This is a genomic window from Myxococcus stipitatus DSM 14675 (assembly GCF_000331735.1).
Lineage (GTDB): Bacteria > Myxococcota > Myxococcia > Myxococcales > Myxococcaceae > Myxococcus > Myxococcus stipitatus.
Genome location: NC_020126.1, coordinates 6,955,385 through 6,968,495, shown reverse-complemented (window position 1 = coordinate 6,968,495; position 13,111 = coordinate 6,955,385). Strand labels below are relative to the sequence as shown.

Genomic DNA, 13,111 nt, shown 5'->3' with positions numbered 1-13,111 from the left:
AGAGCCCCCCAGGGGGAGTCAAGGAAGGACGCACATGCGGGGTAGCGGGCGGACAGGCGCCGTCCCCTCGGGGCACTGGGGGGCCTGTCGCCTAGGTGTACCCCCAGGCCCAGAGGATGAGGACGCCCTGGAGGGGCAGCCGCGCCCAGAGCAGGGGACGGGGAATCTTCCGGAAGCGCTCCGGCTGGAGCGCCATCTGGAGGTTGGCGGGGAAGATGGCGACGAACAGGGCGATGAGCCCCCAGGCCGACACCGTCCGCGTCGCGGGCACCAGCAGCCCCACGCCCAGCAGCACCTCGGCCACGCCGCTCCAGAAGACCAGGGGCCCATGCCACGGCAGGTACGGCGGCATCATCCGCACGTAGACGCGCGGGTTCACGAAGTGGTTGATGCCGCCGGCCACCATGAAGAGGCCGAGCACGTACATGAGGACGTGCTTCATGCGCCCTGGAAGGCCGTGTCGACGATGGCGCGGGCCTCCTGGAGGATGGCCTTCAAGTGCGCGTCGTCGCGGAAGCTCTCCGCGTAGATCTTGTAGACGTCCTCGGTGCCGGAGGGGCGCGCGGCGAACCAGCCATTCTCCGCGACGACCTTGAGGCCGCCGATGTCGGCGCCGTTGCCGGGCGCGCGCGTGAGGCGCTGGAGGATGGGCTCACCCGCGAGGCTCGTGGCCTTCACGGACTCGGGCGAGAGCTTCTTCAGGATGGACTTCTGCGCGGGCGTGGCCGCCTGGTCGATGCGTGTGTAGTACGGCGTGCCCAGCCGCCCGGAGAGCTCCCGGTAGTGCTCACCCGGGTCCTTGCCCGTGCGCGCGAGGATTTCGACCGCGAGCAGGTCCAACAGCATCCCGTCCTTGTCGGTGGTCCAGACGCTCCCGTCGCGGCGGAGGAAGGACGCGCCCGCGCTCTCCTCGCCACCGAAGCCCAGCGAGCCCTCCAGCAGCCCGTCCACGAACCACTTGAAGCCCACCGGCACTTCGACGACGCGGCGGTCCAGGCTCTTGGCCACGCGGTCGATGAGGCCGCTGCTCACCAGCGTCTTGCCAATGGCGGTGCCCGGCTTCCACTCCGGCCGGTTCTGGAAGAGGTAGTGGATGGCCACCGCGAGGTAGTGATTGGGGTTCATCAGCCCCATCGAGCGCGTGACGATGCCGTGCCGGTCCGAGTCCGCGTCGTTGCCGAAGGCCAGGTCGTACTGGTCCTTGAGCTTGACGAGGTTCGCCATCGCGTAGGGCGATGAGCAATCCATGCGAATCTTCCCGTCGTGGTCCACCGGCATGAAGCGGAACGTCGGGTCCACCGTGGGGTTCACCACGCGCAGGTTCAATCCATAGCGCGCGGCGATGGGCTCCCAGTACGCGACGTTGGAGCCGCCGAGCGGGTCCGCGCCAATCTTCAGCTTCCCGCCGCGCAGCGCCTCCATGTCCACCACGGAGGCTAGGTCCTCGACATACGGCGTGATGAAGTCATGCAGCTTCACCGTGGCGGCGGTGCGCGCCTTCTCGTACGGCGTGCGCTTCACCCCCGCGTTGCCTTCGCCGAGCAGCGCGTTCGCGCGGCGCTCGATGCCCGCGGTGACATTCGTGTCCGCGGGGCCTCCATTGGGCGGGTTGTACTTGATGCCGCCATCCTCGGGCGGATTGTGGGACGGCGTGATGACGATGCCGTCCGCGAGCCCCGCCGTCCTGCCGCGATTGAACGTGAGGATGGCGTGGGAGATGACCGGCGTGGGCGTGGCGCCGTCGGTGAAGCGCACCTGGACACCGTTGGCGGCCAGCACCTCCAGCGCGGTGCGCTGCGCGGGCGCGGAGAGGGCGTGGGTGTCCATGCCCAGGAACAGCGGCCCGTCGATGCCCTGCTGTTGCCGGTACTCGCAGATGGCCTGCGTCACCGCGATGATGTGCGCCTCGTTGAAGCTGGTGCGCTCCGAGGAGCCACGGTGCCCGGACGTGCCGAAGGCGACGCGCTGCTCGGGCACGGCCACGTCGGGGCGCTCCGAGTAGTAGCGCGCGCGCAGCTTCTCGGGGTCGATGAGGAGGTCTTCCGGCGGGAGCTTTCCAGCGAGAGGATGGGCCATGACGGGCCCACCATAGGCGCACGGCACGTGGAAAGAACACCCGTTGTCCGCGTGCTGTCCTCGGGTGGACCGAGACCCTCCCCGCCCTGTCCCCTACGTGCCCGTGGCGCCTGACGGCGTCGGAGGGGCTTCCTCGTCCGGCAGATAGAAGGCCCCCGAGCGCGCCGCGAGCACCGCGGCGGTGAGCAGGCCCACCGTCAAGCCGAACACCGCGATGCTCGCCAGCGTCACCCAGTCCGTGACTCCCGCGGGCTGGAACAACGCGGCGAAGGGTGTGCCGAAGTCGAAGCCCGCCTGCGGCGTCTTGCGCAGGTTCTGGACCGCCGTGAGCAGCGCGGTGAGGGCCGCGCCCACGCCCATGGCCAGCACCGCGGAGACCACCGCGCTGCCCATGAGCACGGAGCGGCTCACCGCGCGAGCGACGGGGCGGCTCTGCACGTCGAAGTCAGGGTCCCTCACGCCCAGCGGCACGAAGCGCGCGAGCAGCAGCAGGCCCGGGATTCCGCCCACCATGGTGAACCAGAAGAAGGGCTCCCAGCCGATGGAGTACACGAGGAAGCCCGCGATGGGGCCGGCCACGACGCGCGGGATGGAGAAGAGGCTGGAGAGCAGCGCGAACTGGGTGGCGGAGAAGCGCTTCTGCGTCAGCCTCATCAGCAGCACGGAGAAGGCGCCGGTGCCCAGGCCCTGCGTCACCTGCTCGAAGCCGATGGCGCAGTACATCAGCATCACGTTGGGCTCACCCGCGCGCGCCACCAGCACGTAGCCGATGTTCGACACGATCTGGATGACCCCGAAGACCCACAGCGCGCGGCCCAGGCCCAGCACCGTCGTCCACGCGCCGCCGATGAGCGTGCCCGCGATGGTGCCGAACAGGCCGATGGTGCCCAGCGCGACGCCTCGGTGGATGTCGCTGTAGCCCATGTCCACCAGGAAGGGGCGCAGCAGCGTGCCGCCGAGGTTGTCGGCCAGCTTGTAGAGGAACACGAACGCGAGGATTTCGAGCGCCCGGTGCCTCGCGAGGAAGCCCACGAAGGGATACCAGACGGCGTCCCGGAGCGACTTGGGCGGGGTGAAGTGCTCCTCGGGCTCCGGCGCGAAGCGGGTGACGAAGAGCATGGGGAGGTACAGCGCCGCCAGCCCGATGACGACCCACTTCCAGGACACCCGGCCCGCGAGCGTGATGGAGGCCGAGCCCGCGATGAACATGGCCGCGCGGTACAGCGCCACGCGTGCGCCGACCGCCACGCCCTGCTCGTCCTTGCGCAGCACCTCCACCGCGTAGGCGTCGATGGCGATGTCCTGCGTCGCGGAGGCGAAGGCCACCGCCATGGCCAGCGCGCCCACCACCCACGCGGCCTCGGGATGGTTGCCCACGCCCGCCAGCGCGAGGGTCGTCGCGAAGAGCGCCACCTGCGCCACCGCCATCCAGCCCCGGCGCCGTCCCCAGAAGGGCGGCACATACCGGTCCATGAGCGGGGACCAGAGGAACTTGAAGGACCACGGGGCCTGCGCCAGCGTGATGAGGCCGACGACGCGGATGTCCACGCCGATGCTGCGCAGCCAGTCGGGGATGGCAATCCAGACGAGGCCGAGCGGCAGACCCGACGAGAACGAGAGCAACGTGACGGAGGCCGTGCGCCAGGAGGCCATGGCCCGCGCGAGACTGGCCCAGGTCCCCGGCCGCGCCGCCTTCTGCCCGCTCTTGTCCTGCTCGCTCATGGCGGCGGACTCTATACCAGCCGGGTAGTCAGCCCAGGGGCTCCCGCGCGCTGACGCTCGAAGGGTTGCCCGGTCACCGGTCCAGCGCCGTCATGTCCGGACAGCTCGAGCGCACGCCCTCGGTCGGGTTGAGGAAGTCCCAGCTCCGGGAGATGAACGTCACCCGCCCCCGGTTGTCCCAGCACTCGGTGTACTGCGCGCCCTGGATGTCCCCCTTGAGAATCCGCAGGGAGCCGGAGCCCCGGCCGTCCGGAGACCAGCGGGTGGTGAGCGCCACGTCCTCGGGCAGCCCTCCCGCCACGAAGTCGGTGCCCTGCAGCTCGAAGGTCATCTCCGCCACGCCGCCCTCGCCCTGCCGGTAGATGTACTTGGAGGGCAGGAGCAGGGGCTGCATGCTCACGAACACCAGCTCCACGCGCGTGGGAAGCGTCCGCGTCTGGTAATGAATCTCCTCGCGCTCCAGCAGGTCGAGCCCCAGGATGAAGCCCTTCTCGCGCGCTCGCCGCAGCTCCAGGATGAGGCTGCCCGACCCCTTGCGGATGCCGCCGTTGGCCTGGAACGAGCCGGTGATGAAGCTCCACCAGGCGTCCTCGCCCTCGCCGCCGCGGCGGTACTGGAGCTGGTAGTCGAAGCGCTCGCCCTCGCGTGTCATCACGAACCGCGCCTCGAAGCGCCGCTCCCTCCGGTCGGGGTAGGGGCCCCACACGCGGCGGTCGGGCTCGCGCTCGGTGGGGGGCGCGGAGCGGATGGTCTCCAGCGAGGCCAGCATCGAGTCGACCACTTCGTTGAAGCGCCGGCCGGTCTCGTCCGTGTCGACGATGATGCCCGACGGAAACCCCAGCCGCCCCACCGCGAGCGCCGTCTTGCCCGCGATGCGGGGGCTCCCGCCGGCCTCCTTGTCCTGACCGGGGACCGTCGCCGCCAGGTCCTGGCGTTGGGGCAGGGCGTTGAGGAACTCCAGGTCGTCGTTGGAGAAGTCGCCGCCGCATGCGGCCAGGGCCAGACAGAGAAAGACAGGCACCAGGTGTCGCATCGAATGCTCCTTCAAGGCTGATACGTGACGAGCGCGCCCAGCTCCCAGAAGCCCAGCGAGCGTTGCTCATCCACGGTGTAGAGCAGGTAGTGGAGTCGGGCACGTCCCGTCACGTGCAAGCGCCGCAGGGGCTGCCAGCGCAGGCCCGTCTCCAATCCAGGGGAGAACATGGCGTACTTCTGGTCGGGATAGGCCGCATCCGCGAAGTCGCGCCGCATCACGAGGTACGCCATGCGCACGCCGACGAAGGGCGCGATGCTTCCGCGCGGCCACTCGGACTTGAGCGTCGTGCCCAGGCTCATCACCGAGTACTTGTAGGCGGGACCACTCAGCGTGGGCAGCGCGAGCAGCGCCTGCTTCCCACCCAGCGCCACGTCCACGCCCCAGACCCAGTCCCGGCGGAAGTAGTCGTGGAGCTGCGCCTCCGCGCCCAACAGGCCCACCGACAGGAACAGCGACTCGCGCGTGGGGGCATCGAAGAAGGACTGCAGACCTCCTGAGAGGCCCACCGTCCACCAGGCGCCTTCCGCGGAGGCCACGCCCTTCACCGGGTCATCGGAGAAGGGCGCATCCCTCAGGCGTGTCTCCTCCAGCACCACCTGCCGGCCGCGCGCCACCTCCACCTCGCCGATGCGCAGCCGGTCCGAGAGCCGCCGCTTCACGCGGTACGTCCCAGGGGCCAGCGCCACGCGGCGCTCCAGGTCGGGCGCCTTGTCCAGCTCCGCCACCACCATCCCCGCCGAGTCCACGAAGTAGTACGTGCCCGACGGCGCGAGGCCCGGCACCACGAGCCCATCTCCCGACGCGCGCAGGTCCGTCAGCACCAGGTCGCCGTTGCCCGCGAGGTCGTAGCTGAACGTCGGGTGCTGCGCGCCTCCGCTGCTCGCCGCGGTGTCCGCCACCGTGCGGGCGTACGCATGCGAGTACGCCTCGAACAACGTCACCCGCCCATCACCGCTGCGGTCCGCATCACCTAGCAGCCCGCTGGCCAGGTGATGGGAGAAGTAGCTGCCCCCCAGCGCATCCGACTCCTGCGAGTCCTCATCCGCCGAGCTCGAGGTGAGGATGACCAGGCCGCGGGAGTCACGCTCCGCGCCGGATTCGATTTGGAAGGCCGGGGCCTTGCGAGCGCCCTTGGTGCGCGTCAGCGCGCCGGAGCGGCACGAGTCGAGAATCGCGATGCGGATGTCCGCGGACGTCGCTGACAGTCGCTTCTTGAGGTCCTCGAAGCCCACGCGGGAGTTGCCGAGCCGCAGCGTGCCGTCCTTCGCGTGGCCCGAATAGTAGACGAGCAGCGCGGTGCGCTCGCCCCGGGCCCGAGCCTCCTGCGCGCGCGCCTCCAGCTCCGTCAGCGCGGCGAGGAAGTCCTTCGAGGACTCGTTCAGCAAGAGCTTCGCGTCACCGGGCGCCACGCCGCCCAGCCGCGCGAGCAGCCCGTGCATCTTCCTCGCATCGTCGCGCGCGAAGCGCAGGGGCCGCGTGTCGTCGCCCCCTTCGTCATTGCCGACGATGAGCGCGAAGCGGCGCAGTCCCTCCGCCCTCGCGCCCGAGGCCACGAGCAGCAGGATGGCGGCCACCGCGCGCCAGAACGAGAGCAGGGGAGGGCTCATGGCTTGAGCAGCACCCAGTGCGTCTGCTCGCCCGGGACCGCGAGCGACGTCATCCGCTCCACGTCTCCATGGGCCGAGGTGAAGGCGCGCCGGGCCGCGTCCACGAGTGACTCCACCGTGAAGGGCTCATCGCTCATCACCAGCACCACCCGCTCCATGCCCGAGCCCGTGAGCTCCCAGCTGCCTTGCAGCCAGTGCACCTCCGAGCCTGCTTCCATCGGCGCGCTCGTCCCGGACTCCGGATGAAGTGGCGTCACCTCGCCAATGGCATCCACCGACACCGCGGCCATGTAGCGGTGCGTGCCGGCCTTGTAGCCCAGCATCACCCGCTCTCCGGGCTCCAGGGCCTCGGGGGAGTCGGGCCGGGCCTCGCGTTGGGGGCCCGGGCCTCCGCCGATGCGCAGCTCCGCCACGTCGCCGCCCTTGCTCCGGTCCCACCCCGAGCCTTGCGGCAGCAGGGGACGGGCCAGCACCACCACCAGCACCGACGCGGCCAGCGCCACCGCCGTGCCCACCCAGCGTCGGGGCGCGGGCCTCACCACCGCCTGCTGTTGCTGCCGCTCCAGGGCCCGAGCCACCCCCGCCTCGAACCGGTCATAGGGATGCTCCTGCTCGAAGCGCGCCTGATTCGATTCGATGCCGCGCAGGACACCGCCGCACGCGGTGCAGCTCGCCGCATGGGCTCGGACGCGAGCGGCCTCGGCGAGGACCAGCTCACCGGCCTGCAGGCGCCGCAGTGTCCATTCCGACTCGTGCGCGCTCATCGAACCCTCAGCTCCTCTCCGCCCAGCGCGGCGAAGTGCTCCAGCCTCTTGCGAATGGTGGGCACCGAGCGCCCCACCACCGCGGCCACCTCTTCCAACGTCATCCCATCCACGTGGTAGTGAATCACCGCCGCTTGGGTCTCCGTGTCCACTCTCGACAGCAGCCTGCGAATGAGGTCCCGCGTCTCCATCTCGCCGGGGCCGCCATGGGCCTCCGGGCGCGCGGCCGCATCCCGTTCGAACCACCGCCGCCATCCCGCGCGCTCCGAGCGGAGCTGGTTCAGGCAGTGGTGTGTGGCGATCTTCATCAACCACGTCAGGGGCGAGGCGTCCGCGCGGAACTCATCCACGTGGGAGAGGGCGCGAGCGAAGACGTCATGCAGCGCATCCTCCGCCCGCGCCTCATCCTTCAACAGATAGCGGCAGCGCCCCAGGACGCTGCCGCCATGTCGTGTGTACAGCTCCCGCAGGAAGTCGCGCCGGTCCGGAAGAGGACCGCCTTGGATGACCCTGAGGGCTGGCTGCCGCGTTGCTGTCACACGAGAGAGACTACCGCGAGCCGCGTTACAGCGTGGAGTAGACCGCCGTGGGGAAGCTTCCGCAGGCGTTCACCGTGCCATGGCCGACATCCGGGCGGAAGCTCACCGCGAAGTAGACACTGAGGAAGCGGCCATCCCAACACTCGTTGACAGTCGCCTCGCCGAAGAGGTCGCCGCCCGACACCTTGATGTCCGAGCGACCCGCCCCCGTGCGCTCCCAGCGGCTCTTGATGGCCAGACGCTCCAGCTTCGAACGCGTCGGGTCCACATCCAGGTTCTGCCTCACCACGTAGTCCAGCTCACCCCCGGCGCCCGGCGTCTGGGCGAAGCGGTAGTTCGCGCTCGCCTGCTCACCCGCGCCCGTGGACCGCGAGAAGTCCGCCTCCACCGTGGCCACCGCATCCGGCGCCTTGCGCGAGTAGCGGACCTCCAACGTGGCCATGCCCTCCGGCCCGCCGCTGTTGCCCGGCAGCGCGTTGTTCCGCTCCCAGTCGATGAGGAACTGTCCGGAGCCGTAGCCGGAGAGACGCTCGCCGTTCGCGTCCTCGGCCGCGGTGTGCGAGCCGGAGAGCACGGCCTTGAAGGCGGTGTCGGGCTCGAGCTTGGCCTTGGCCTCCAGCACCCACGAGTACGTGTCGCCTTGCGTGTGGGTGACGGTCAGCTTCCACGTGATGAGGCTCAAGGGCTGCGAGTGCGGACCCCACACGGCGACGTCGCCGTTGATGGAGGTGGGCGGGTGCTTGACGATCTCCTCGATGAGGTTGAGCACCCCCAGCGTCCCGCCGTTGATGGTCGCCGCCGCCGCGACGGTGAGGATGTAGTACTCGGACGTCTGACCGGGGCCGGCGTACTCGGTCGTCAGGCCCTGGCCCTTCGGGGCGGGCGAGTTCACCTCCACCATCTGCTTGGAGGGGACACCTCCACGGAACGACGCCTCGTCCTGCTTCGAGTCGGAATCACCACATCCCGCGAGCATCAAAGCGGCACACAGCAGGCTCTTGCGCAGCATGGTCCATCTTCCTTTCGGGCGGCCCCCGGCGGGCGGCCGAGCGGCAACGTGTTCGCCCCTATGGACACAGCCCCGTCGAAAAACAGAAAGCGCACCTGCTCGGCGCTGAAACCCGCTGAGATTCCAGAGGGTTGGAGGTCGGCCGGCTGCCAGGCGGACGACTTCACCCGGCCGTCGGACGCTGGAAGTCCATCGTCCCTACCTTTCGCGCATGGAAAAGCGACACCCCAATCATCCCGGGGAGATGGGCACGGACGCGGGGCTCGCCGAGCGCGAGCGCACCGCGGATGAAATCAATGCCCGTGCGCGGGCGGTGGGGTTGTTGTGCGACGCGGGCGTGCCGTTCGTCGTCGGCGGTGCCTACGCGTACGCCACCTATACGGGCATCTATCGGGACACGAAGGACCTGGACCTGTTTCCTCGCAAGGCGGACGCGCTCCGGGCGCTCCAGGTCCTGGAGAAGGATGGGTGGCGCACCGAGCGCACCGACGAGGTGTGGCTCTACAAGGCCTTCAAGGGCGACTACTTCGTTGACTTCATCTTCTCGTCCGGCAACGGCGTGGCGGTGGTGGACGACGAGTGGTTCGAGCACGCCAGCCGCGCCACCGTCTTCGGCCATTCATGTCTGGTGGCGCCGGCGGAGGAGATGATCTGGTCCAAGGCGTTCGTCGCGGAGCGAGAGCGCTACGACGGCGCGGACGTCAACCACCTCATCCTCAAGGCGGGGCAGCGCATGGACTGGGCGCGGCTGATGCGGCGCTTCGACCGATATTGGGAAGTGTTGCTGAGTCACTTGATGATGTTCCGCTTCGCCTATCCCTCCGAGCGCGATGTCATCCCGGACTGGGTGATGGCGGAGCTGATGCGGCGGACGATGGACAGCATTCTCGAGGGCCGGTGGGAAGCGCGGATGTGCCGGGGCAACCTCGTCTCGAAGGTGAACTACCACGTGGACATCCACCACTGGGGGTTCGGCGACGGACGGGCCTGGGACGAGAACGAACGACAGCAGGGGGGCGAGCGTGTCGCGGGACCCGAGCTCGAAAATTCGGTTGGCGGCAGTCGGTGATTTGCACTGTCGGGAGGACCAGCACGGACGCTTCCGTCACCTCGTCAAGCAGGTCAACGCCACGGCGGACCTCCTGGTGTTGTGCGGCGACCTGACGGACCGTGGCCTCCTCGAGGAAGGGAAGGTCCTTGCCGAGGACCTGTCCGCGCTGCGCGTGCCATGTGCGGCCGTGCTGGGCAATCACGACTACGAGCACGGACAGGTGAAGGAGATCTGCTCCGAGCTGGCCAAGGTGGGCGTGCACATCCTCGATGGGGACCACTTCATCTTCGAGAAGGTGTTGGGGGTCGCGGGCGTGAAGGGCTTTGGCGGTGGTTACGGCAACGCCACGCTGCAAGCCTTCGGTGAGCCGCAGACGAAGGCCTTCGTGCAGGAGGCGGTGACGGAGTCGCTCAAGCTGGAGGCCGCGCTGAGCCACCTGGACACACCTCGGAAGGTCATCATCATGCACTACGCCCCCATCCCGGAGACGTTGGAGGGGGAGAACATCGAGATTCGCCCCTTCCTCGGCACCAGCCGCCTGGCCATGCCCATTGACCACTATGGCGCGGAGGCGGTGTTCCATGGCCACGCGCACCATGGTGCGCTCAGAGGGCAGACCAAGAGCGGCATCCCGGTCTACAACGTCGCGATGCCCCTGCTCGCGCGCCATACACCGGACCAGCGCTACGTGCTGCTGGAGGTCTAGGCGCTGCCTCATGCAATCGTCGTGGGGGCTGCTCGTTCTCGAGGGAGCGAGGCCCGCCCAGGGGGACGCCATCGTGGCTTGGCGTCCTCGCAGCGCGGGTCTATCGTTTCTTGAAGTGTAAGTGCAATCGAGGTACGAGAGGACGGAGCGAGGACATGGGCACGCACCAGGTGCAGAAGGTCTGCATCATAGGCGCCTCGGGGAAGCTCGGGCAGTACATGGTCCAGCACGCGCTGGACCGGGGCTACGAGGTCGTGGGCGTCTGTCGTGAGCGCAGCGTCCCGAAGCTCGCGCGGTTCGCGGACCGGATGACCCTCATCCCGGGGCCGACGAATGACCGGGACGTCATCCGCGCGGCCGTCGCCGGCTGTGACGGCGTGCTGACGGTGCTGGCTCCTTGGGGTGTGCGGCAGTACTCGTCAGGCACGGCGCAGGCGGTGCTCGACTTCGCCGCACCCGGCGCACGCCTGGTCTTCTCGTGCGGCTGGCACATCTCCAAGGACGGCCAGGACCTGTACTCGTGGCAGTTCAAGGCCGGCGTCCGCGTCGTCACCTGGCTGGCCCGCGCCCTGCGCGCCGTGGATGTCGACGACCAGGTGGAGGCGTGCCGTCGCATCTTCGCCAGCAACCGGCGATGGACCGTCGTCCGAGGCAGCGACCTCGAGGAAGGCGAGAGCCAGGGGCTGCCCGTGTGGAGCCACCATGTCGGCGACCCGATGCTCGCGAGCAACCGGACGCGGCGCGTGGACTACGCGCACTTCATGGTGGAGGCCCTCACCGACGACTCACTCATCCAGGCGGCGCCCGCCATCGTCGGATGCCGTACGGAGAGCGCGTTGGCTCATGCGAGCCGCGCTCCGGCACCCGCGTGAGCTCAGGCGGTGACGACCATCCCGCCTTCGACCTTCACGGGCCAGGGCGTCAGCGAGGCGCCCGCGCACGGGCCTCCCACGCACTGGCCATCCTCCAACTGGAAGAGGGCGCCGTGCCACGAGCAGTGGATGAGCTGCTTGTCGGGAGTCAGGTACTGGTCCAGCACCCGCGCCAGGGGCAGGCCCGCATGGGGACACCGGTCCACGTAGCCGTGGACCTGGTCCCCCTTGCGCACGAGGAAGCCGTGGAAGAAGGCCTCCTCGATTTGCATCACGATGTTGCGCGCGCCCGGGTCCTGCAGCGCGTCCACCGGGCAGAGCGTGACGTCAGGAGGCGTCGTGTAGACGCGCTGCCGGGGTGGAAGGCTCAAGGCAGGCGGGCCTTCTCGAAGCCGTCCCAGCAGTGGTCGTAGTCCAGCTGCATCGCGGGCGTCTCCATCGCGAAGCGCGTGGGGCGGAAGACCCAGCGCGACTCGAACATGAACGCCAGCGTGTCCTGGATCTTGTGCGGCTTCAGGTCCACCTTCACCGCCTGCTCGTAGCTGGAGCGGTCCGGCCCATGGCCGCTCATGCAGTTGTGCAGCGACGCGCCGCCCGGAGCAAAGCCGCCGGCCTTCGCGTCGTACACGCCATGCACCAGCCCCATGAACTCGCTCATTACGTTGCGATGGAAGTAGGGCGGCCGGAAGGTGTTCTCCGCCACCATCCACCGAGGCGGGAAGATGACGAAGTCACAGTTGGCCGTGCCCGGCACTTCGCTCGGCGACGTCAGCACCGTGAAGATGGACGGGTCCGGATGGTCGTAGCTCACCGTGCCCACGGTGTTGAACCGCGCCAGGTCGTACTTGTACGGCGCCAGGTTGCCGTGCCACGCCACCACGTCGAGCGGAGAGTGGTCGAACTGCGAGGACCACAGCCGGCCCTGGAACTTCTGGATGACGAGCGTCGGGCGGTCCACGTCCTCGAACGCGGCCACGGGCGTCAGGAAGTCCCGCGCGTTGGCGAGGCCATTGGCGCCGATGGGCCCCAGGTCCGGCAGGCGGAAGAGGGCGCCGTGGTTCTCACAGATGTAGCCCGCGACAGGGCCCTCGGGCAGCTCCGCGCGGAAGCGCACGCCGCGAGGCACCACGCCGATCTCGCCGGGCCGCAGGTCCATCACGCCCATCTCCGTCACGAGCGTGAGCTTCCCCGCCTGCGGAACGATGAGCAGCTCACCGTCCGCGTCGAAGAACACCTTGTCCGTCATGGACCGGTTGGCGCGGTACAGATGGACGGCGACGCCCGCGCCGACACCGGGGTCTCCGTTGCCCGCGTAGGTGACCCAGCCCTCGATGAAGTCCGTGGGCTCGGTGGGCGCGGGCAGGGGGCTCCACCGCAGCCGGTTGGGCGTGGGGGGAACCTCGTCGAACGGCCCGCCGCGCAGGAGCCCCTGCGGGTGGACCTTGAAGGACGCGTGGTTGGCGCTGGGCCGCAGCCGGTACAGCCAGGAGCGCCGGTTCTCCCGGCGCGCCGCGGTGAAGGCCGTGCCCGACAACTGCTCCGCATAGAGCCCGAAGGGGGCCCGCTGCGGAGAGTTCTGCCCCACGGGGAGGGCGCCCGCGACCGCCTCCGTCGCGAACTCGTTTCCGAATCCGGAGAGGAAGTCGCCGGGCGCCTTGCGCAGCCCGCTCTTCGGAGTGACCGCGCTTCGATTCTCGAGAGTCACAGCATGCCTCCGCCGATGTCGGGC

13 protein-coding genes are annotated in these 13,111 nt (G+C 69.3%); 3 read left to right on the top strand and 10 right to left on the bottom strand.

Annotated features, from left to right (window positions below; translation table 11 throughout):
- Window positions 1-91: 91 nt before the first annotated feature.
- The 8 genes from MYSTI_RS26655 to MYSTI_RS26620 all read right to left on the bottom strand — a co-directional run bounded on the left by MYSTI_RS26655 (window position 92) and on the right by MYSTI_RS26620 (window position 8,753).
- The gene (locus tag MYSTI_RS26655) at window positions 92-442 is read right to left on the bottom strand and encodes a DoxX family protein (RefSeq protein WP_015350913.1); all 351 of its coding nucleotides are present in this window, start codon (window positions 440-442) and stop codon (window positions 92-94) included.
- A complete protein-coding gene (gene pgm, locus MYSTI_RS26650) occupies window positions 439-2,076 on the bottom strand; it encodes a phosphoglucomutase (alpha-D-glucose-1,6-bisphosphate-dependent) (protein WP_015350912.1) in 1,638 nt (545 codons plus the stop codon). Before pgm ends, MYSTI_RS26655 begins: the two co-directional genes overlap by 4 nt.
- A 93-nt stretch (window positions 2,077-2,169) precedes the next feature.
- Window positions 2,170-3,798: an AmpG family muropeptide MFS transporter gene (locus MYSTI_RS26645; protein ID WP_015350911.1), complete on the bottom strand. Its 1,629-nt coding sequence runs from the start codon at window positions 3,796-3,798 to the stop codon at window positions 2,170-2,172.
- A 73-nt stretch (window positions 3,799-3,871) separates the two neighbouring features.
- Complete coding sequence (locus MYSTI_RS26640; protein WP_015350910.1) at window positions 3,872-4,831, bottom strand: hypothetical protein; 960 nt, start codon at window positions 4,829-4,831, stop codon at window positions 3,872-3,874.
- An 11-nt stretch (window positions 4,832-4,842) separates the two neighbouring features.
- Window positions 4,843-6,441, bottom strand: a complete 1,599-nt coding sequence (locus tag MYSTI_RS26635) for a caspase family protein (protein ID WP_015350909.1) — start codon at window positions 6,439-6,441, stop codon at window positions 4,843-4,845.
- Window positions 6,438-7,205 (bottom strand): zf-HC2 domain-containing protein, encoded by a 768-nt coding sequence (locus MYSTI_RS26630; RefSeq protein WP_015350908.1) that lies wholly within the window; start codon window positions 7,203-7,205, stop codon window positions 6,438-6,440. The genes MYSTI_RS26635 and MYSTI_RS26630 overlap by 4 nt, the downstream gene beginning before the upstream one ends.
- On the bottom strand, window positions 7,202-7,744 hold the full coding sequence (locus MYSTI_RS26625; RefSeq protein ID WP_015350907.1) for an RNA polymerase sigma factor: 543 nt from the start codon (window positions 7,742-7,744) through the stop codon (window positions 7,202-7,204). Before MYSTI_RS26625 ends, MYSTI_RS26630 begins: the two co-directional genes overlap by 4 nt.
- A gap of 25 nt (window positions 7,745-7,769) precedes the next feature.
- Complete coding sequence (locus MYSTI_RS26620) at window positions 7,770-8,753, bottom strand: hypothetical protein (RefSeq protein WP_015350906.1); 984 nt, start codon at window positions 8,751-8,753, stop codon at window positions 7,770-7,772.
- Between the two features lie 211 nt (window positions 8,754-8,964).
- On the opposite strand from MYSTI_RS26620, the gene MYSTI_RS26615 reads away from it, so the two are divergent.
- The 3 genes from MYSTI_RS26615 (at window position 8,965) to MYSTI_RS26605 (ending at window position 11,382) form a co-directional block, all read left to right on the top strand.
- Entirely contained in the window at window positions 8,965-9,822 is an 858-nt protein-coding gene (locus MYSTI_RS26615; RefSeq protein ID WP_015350905.1) for a nucleotidyltransferase, read from the top strand.
- Window positions 9,806-10,510 (top strand): metallophosphoesterase family protein, encoded by a 705-nt coding sequence (locus MYSTI_RS26610; RefSeq protein WP_044281418.1) that lies wholly within the window; start codon window positions 9,806-9,808, stop codon window positions 10,508-10,510. The genes MYSTI_RS26615 and MYSTI_RS26610 overlap by 17 nt, the downstream gene beginning before the upstream one ends.
- Window positions 10,511-10,665: 155 nt before the next feature.
- Window positions 10,666-11,382, top strand: a complete 717-nt coding sequence (locus tag MYSTI_RS26605) for an NAD(P)-dependent oxidoreductase (protein WP_015350903.1) — start codon at window positions 10,666-10,668, stop codon at window positions 11,380-11,382.
- A 2-nt stretch (window positions 11,383-11,384) separates the two neighbouring features.
- Here MYSTI_RS26605 and MYSTI_RS26600 read toward each other — a convergent pair whose 3' ends face one another.
- Together MYSTI_RS26600 and hmgA are read right to left on the bottom strand one after the other, a co-directional pair.
- Window positions 11,385-11,753, bottom strand: a complete 369-nt coding sequence (locus MYSTI_RS26600) for a Rieske (2Fe-2S) protein (RefSeq protein ID WP_015350902.1) — start codon at window positions 11,751-11,753, stop codon at window positions 11,385-11,387.
- Window positions 11,750-13,087 carry a homogentisate 1,2-dioxygenase gene (gene hmgA, locus MYSTI_RS26595; protein ID WP_015350901.1) on the bottom strand — a complete coding sequence of 446 codons (1,338 nt, stop codon included), beginning with the start codon at window positions 13,085-13,087 and terminating at the stop codon, window positions 11,750-11,752. The genes MYSTI_RS26600 and hmgA overlap by 4 nt, the downstream gene beginning before the upstream one ends.
- Between the last annotated feature and the right edge of the window lie 24 nt (window positions 13,088-13,111).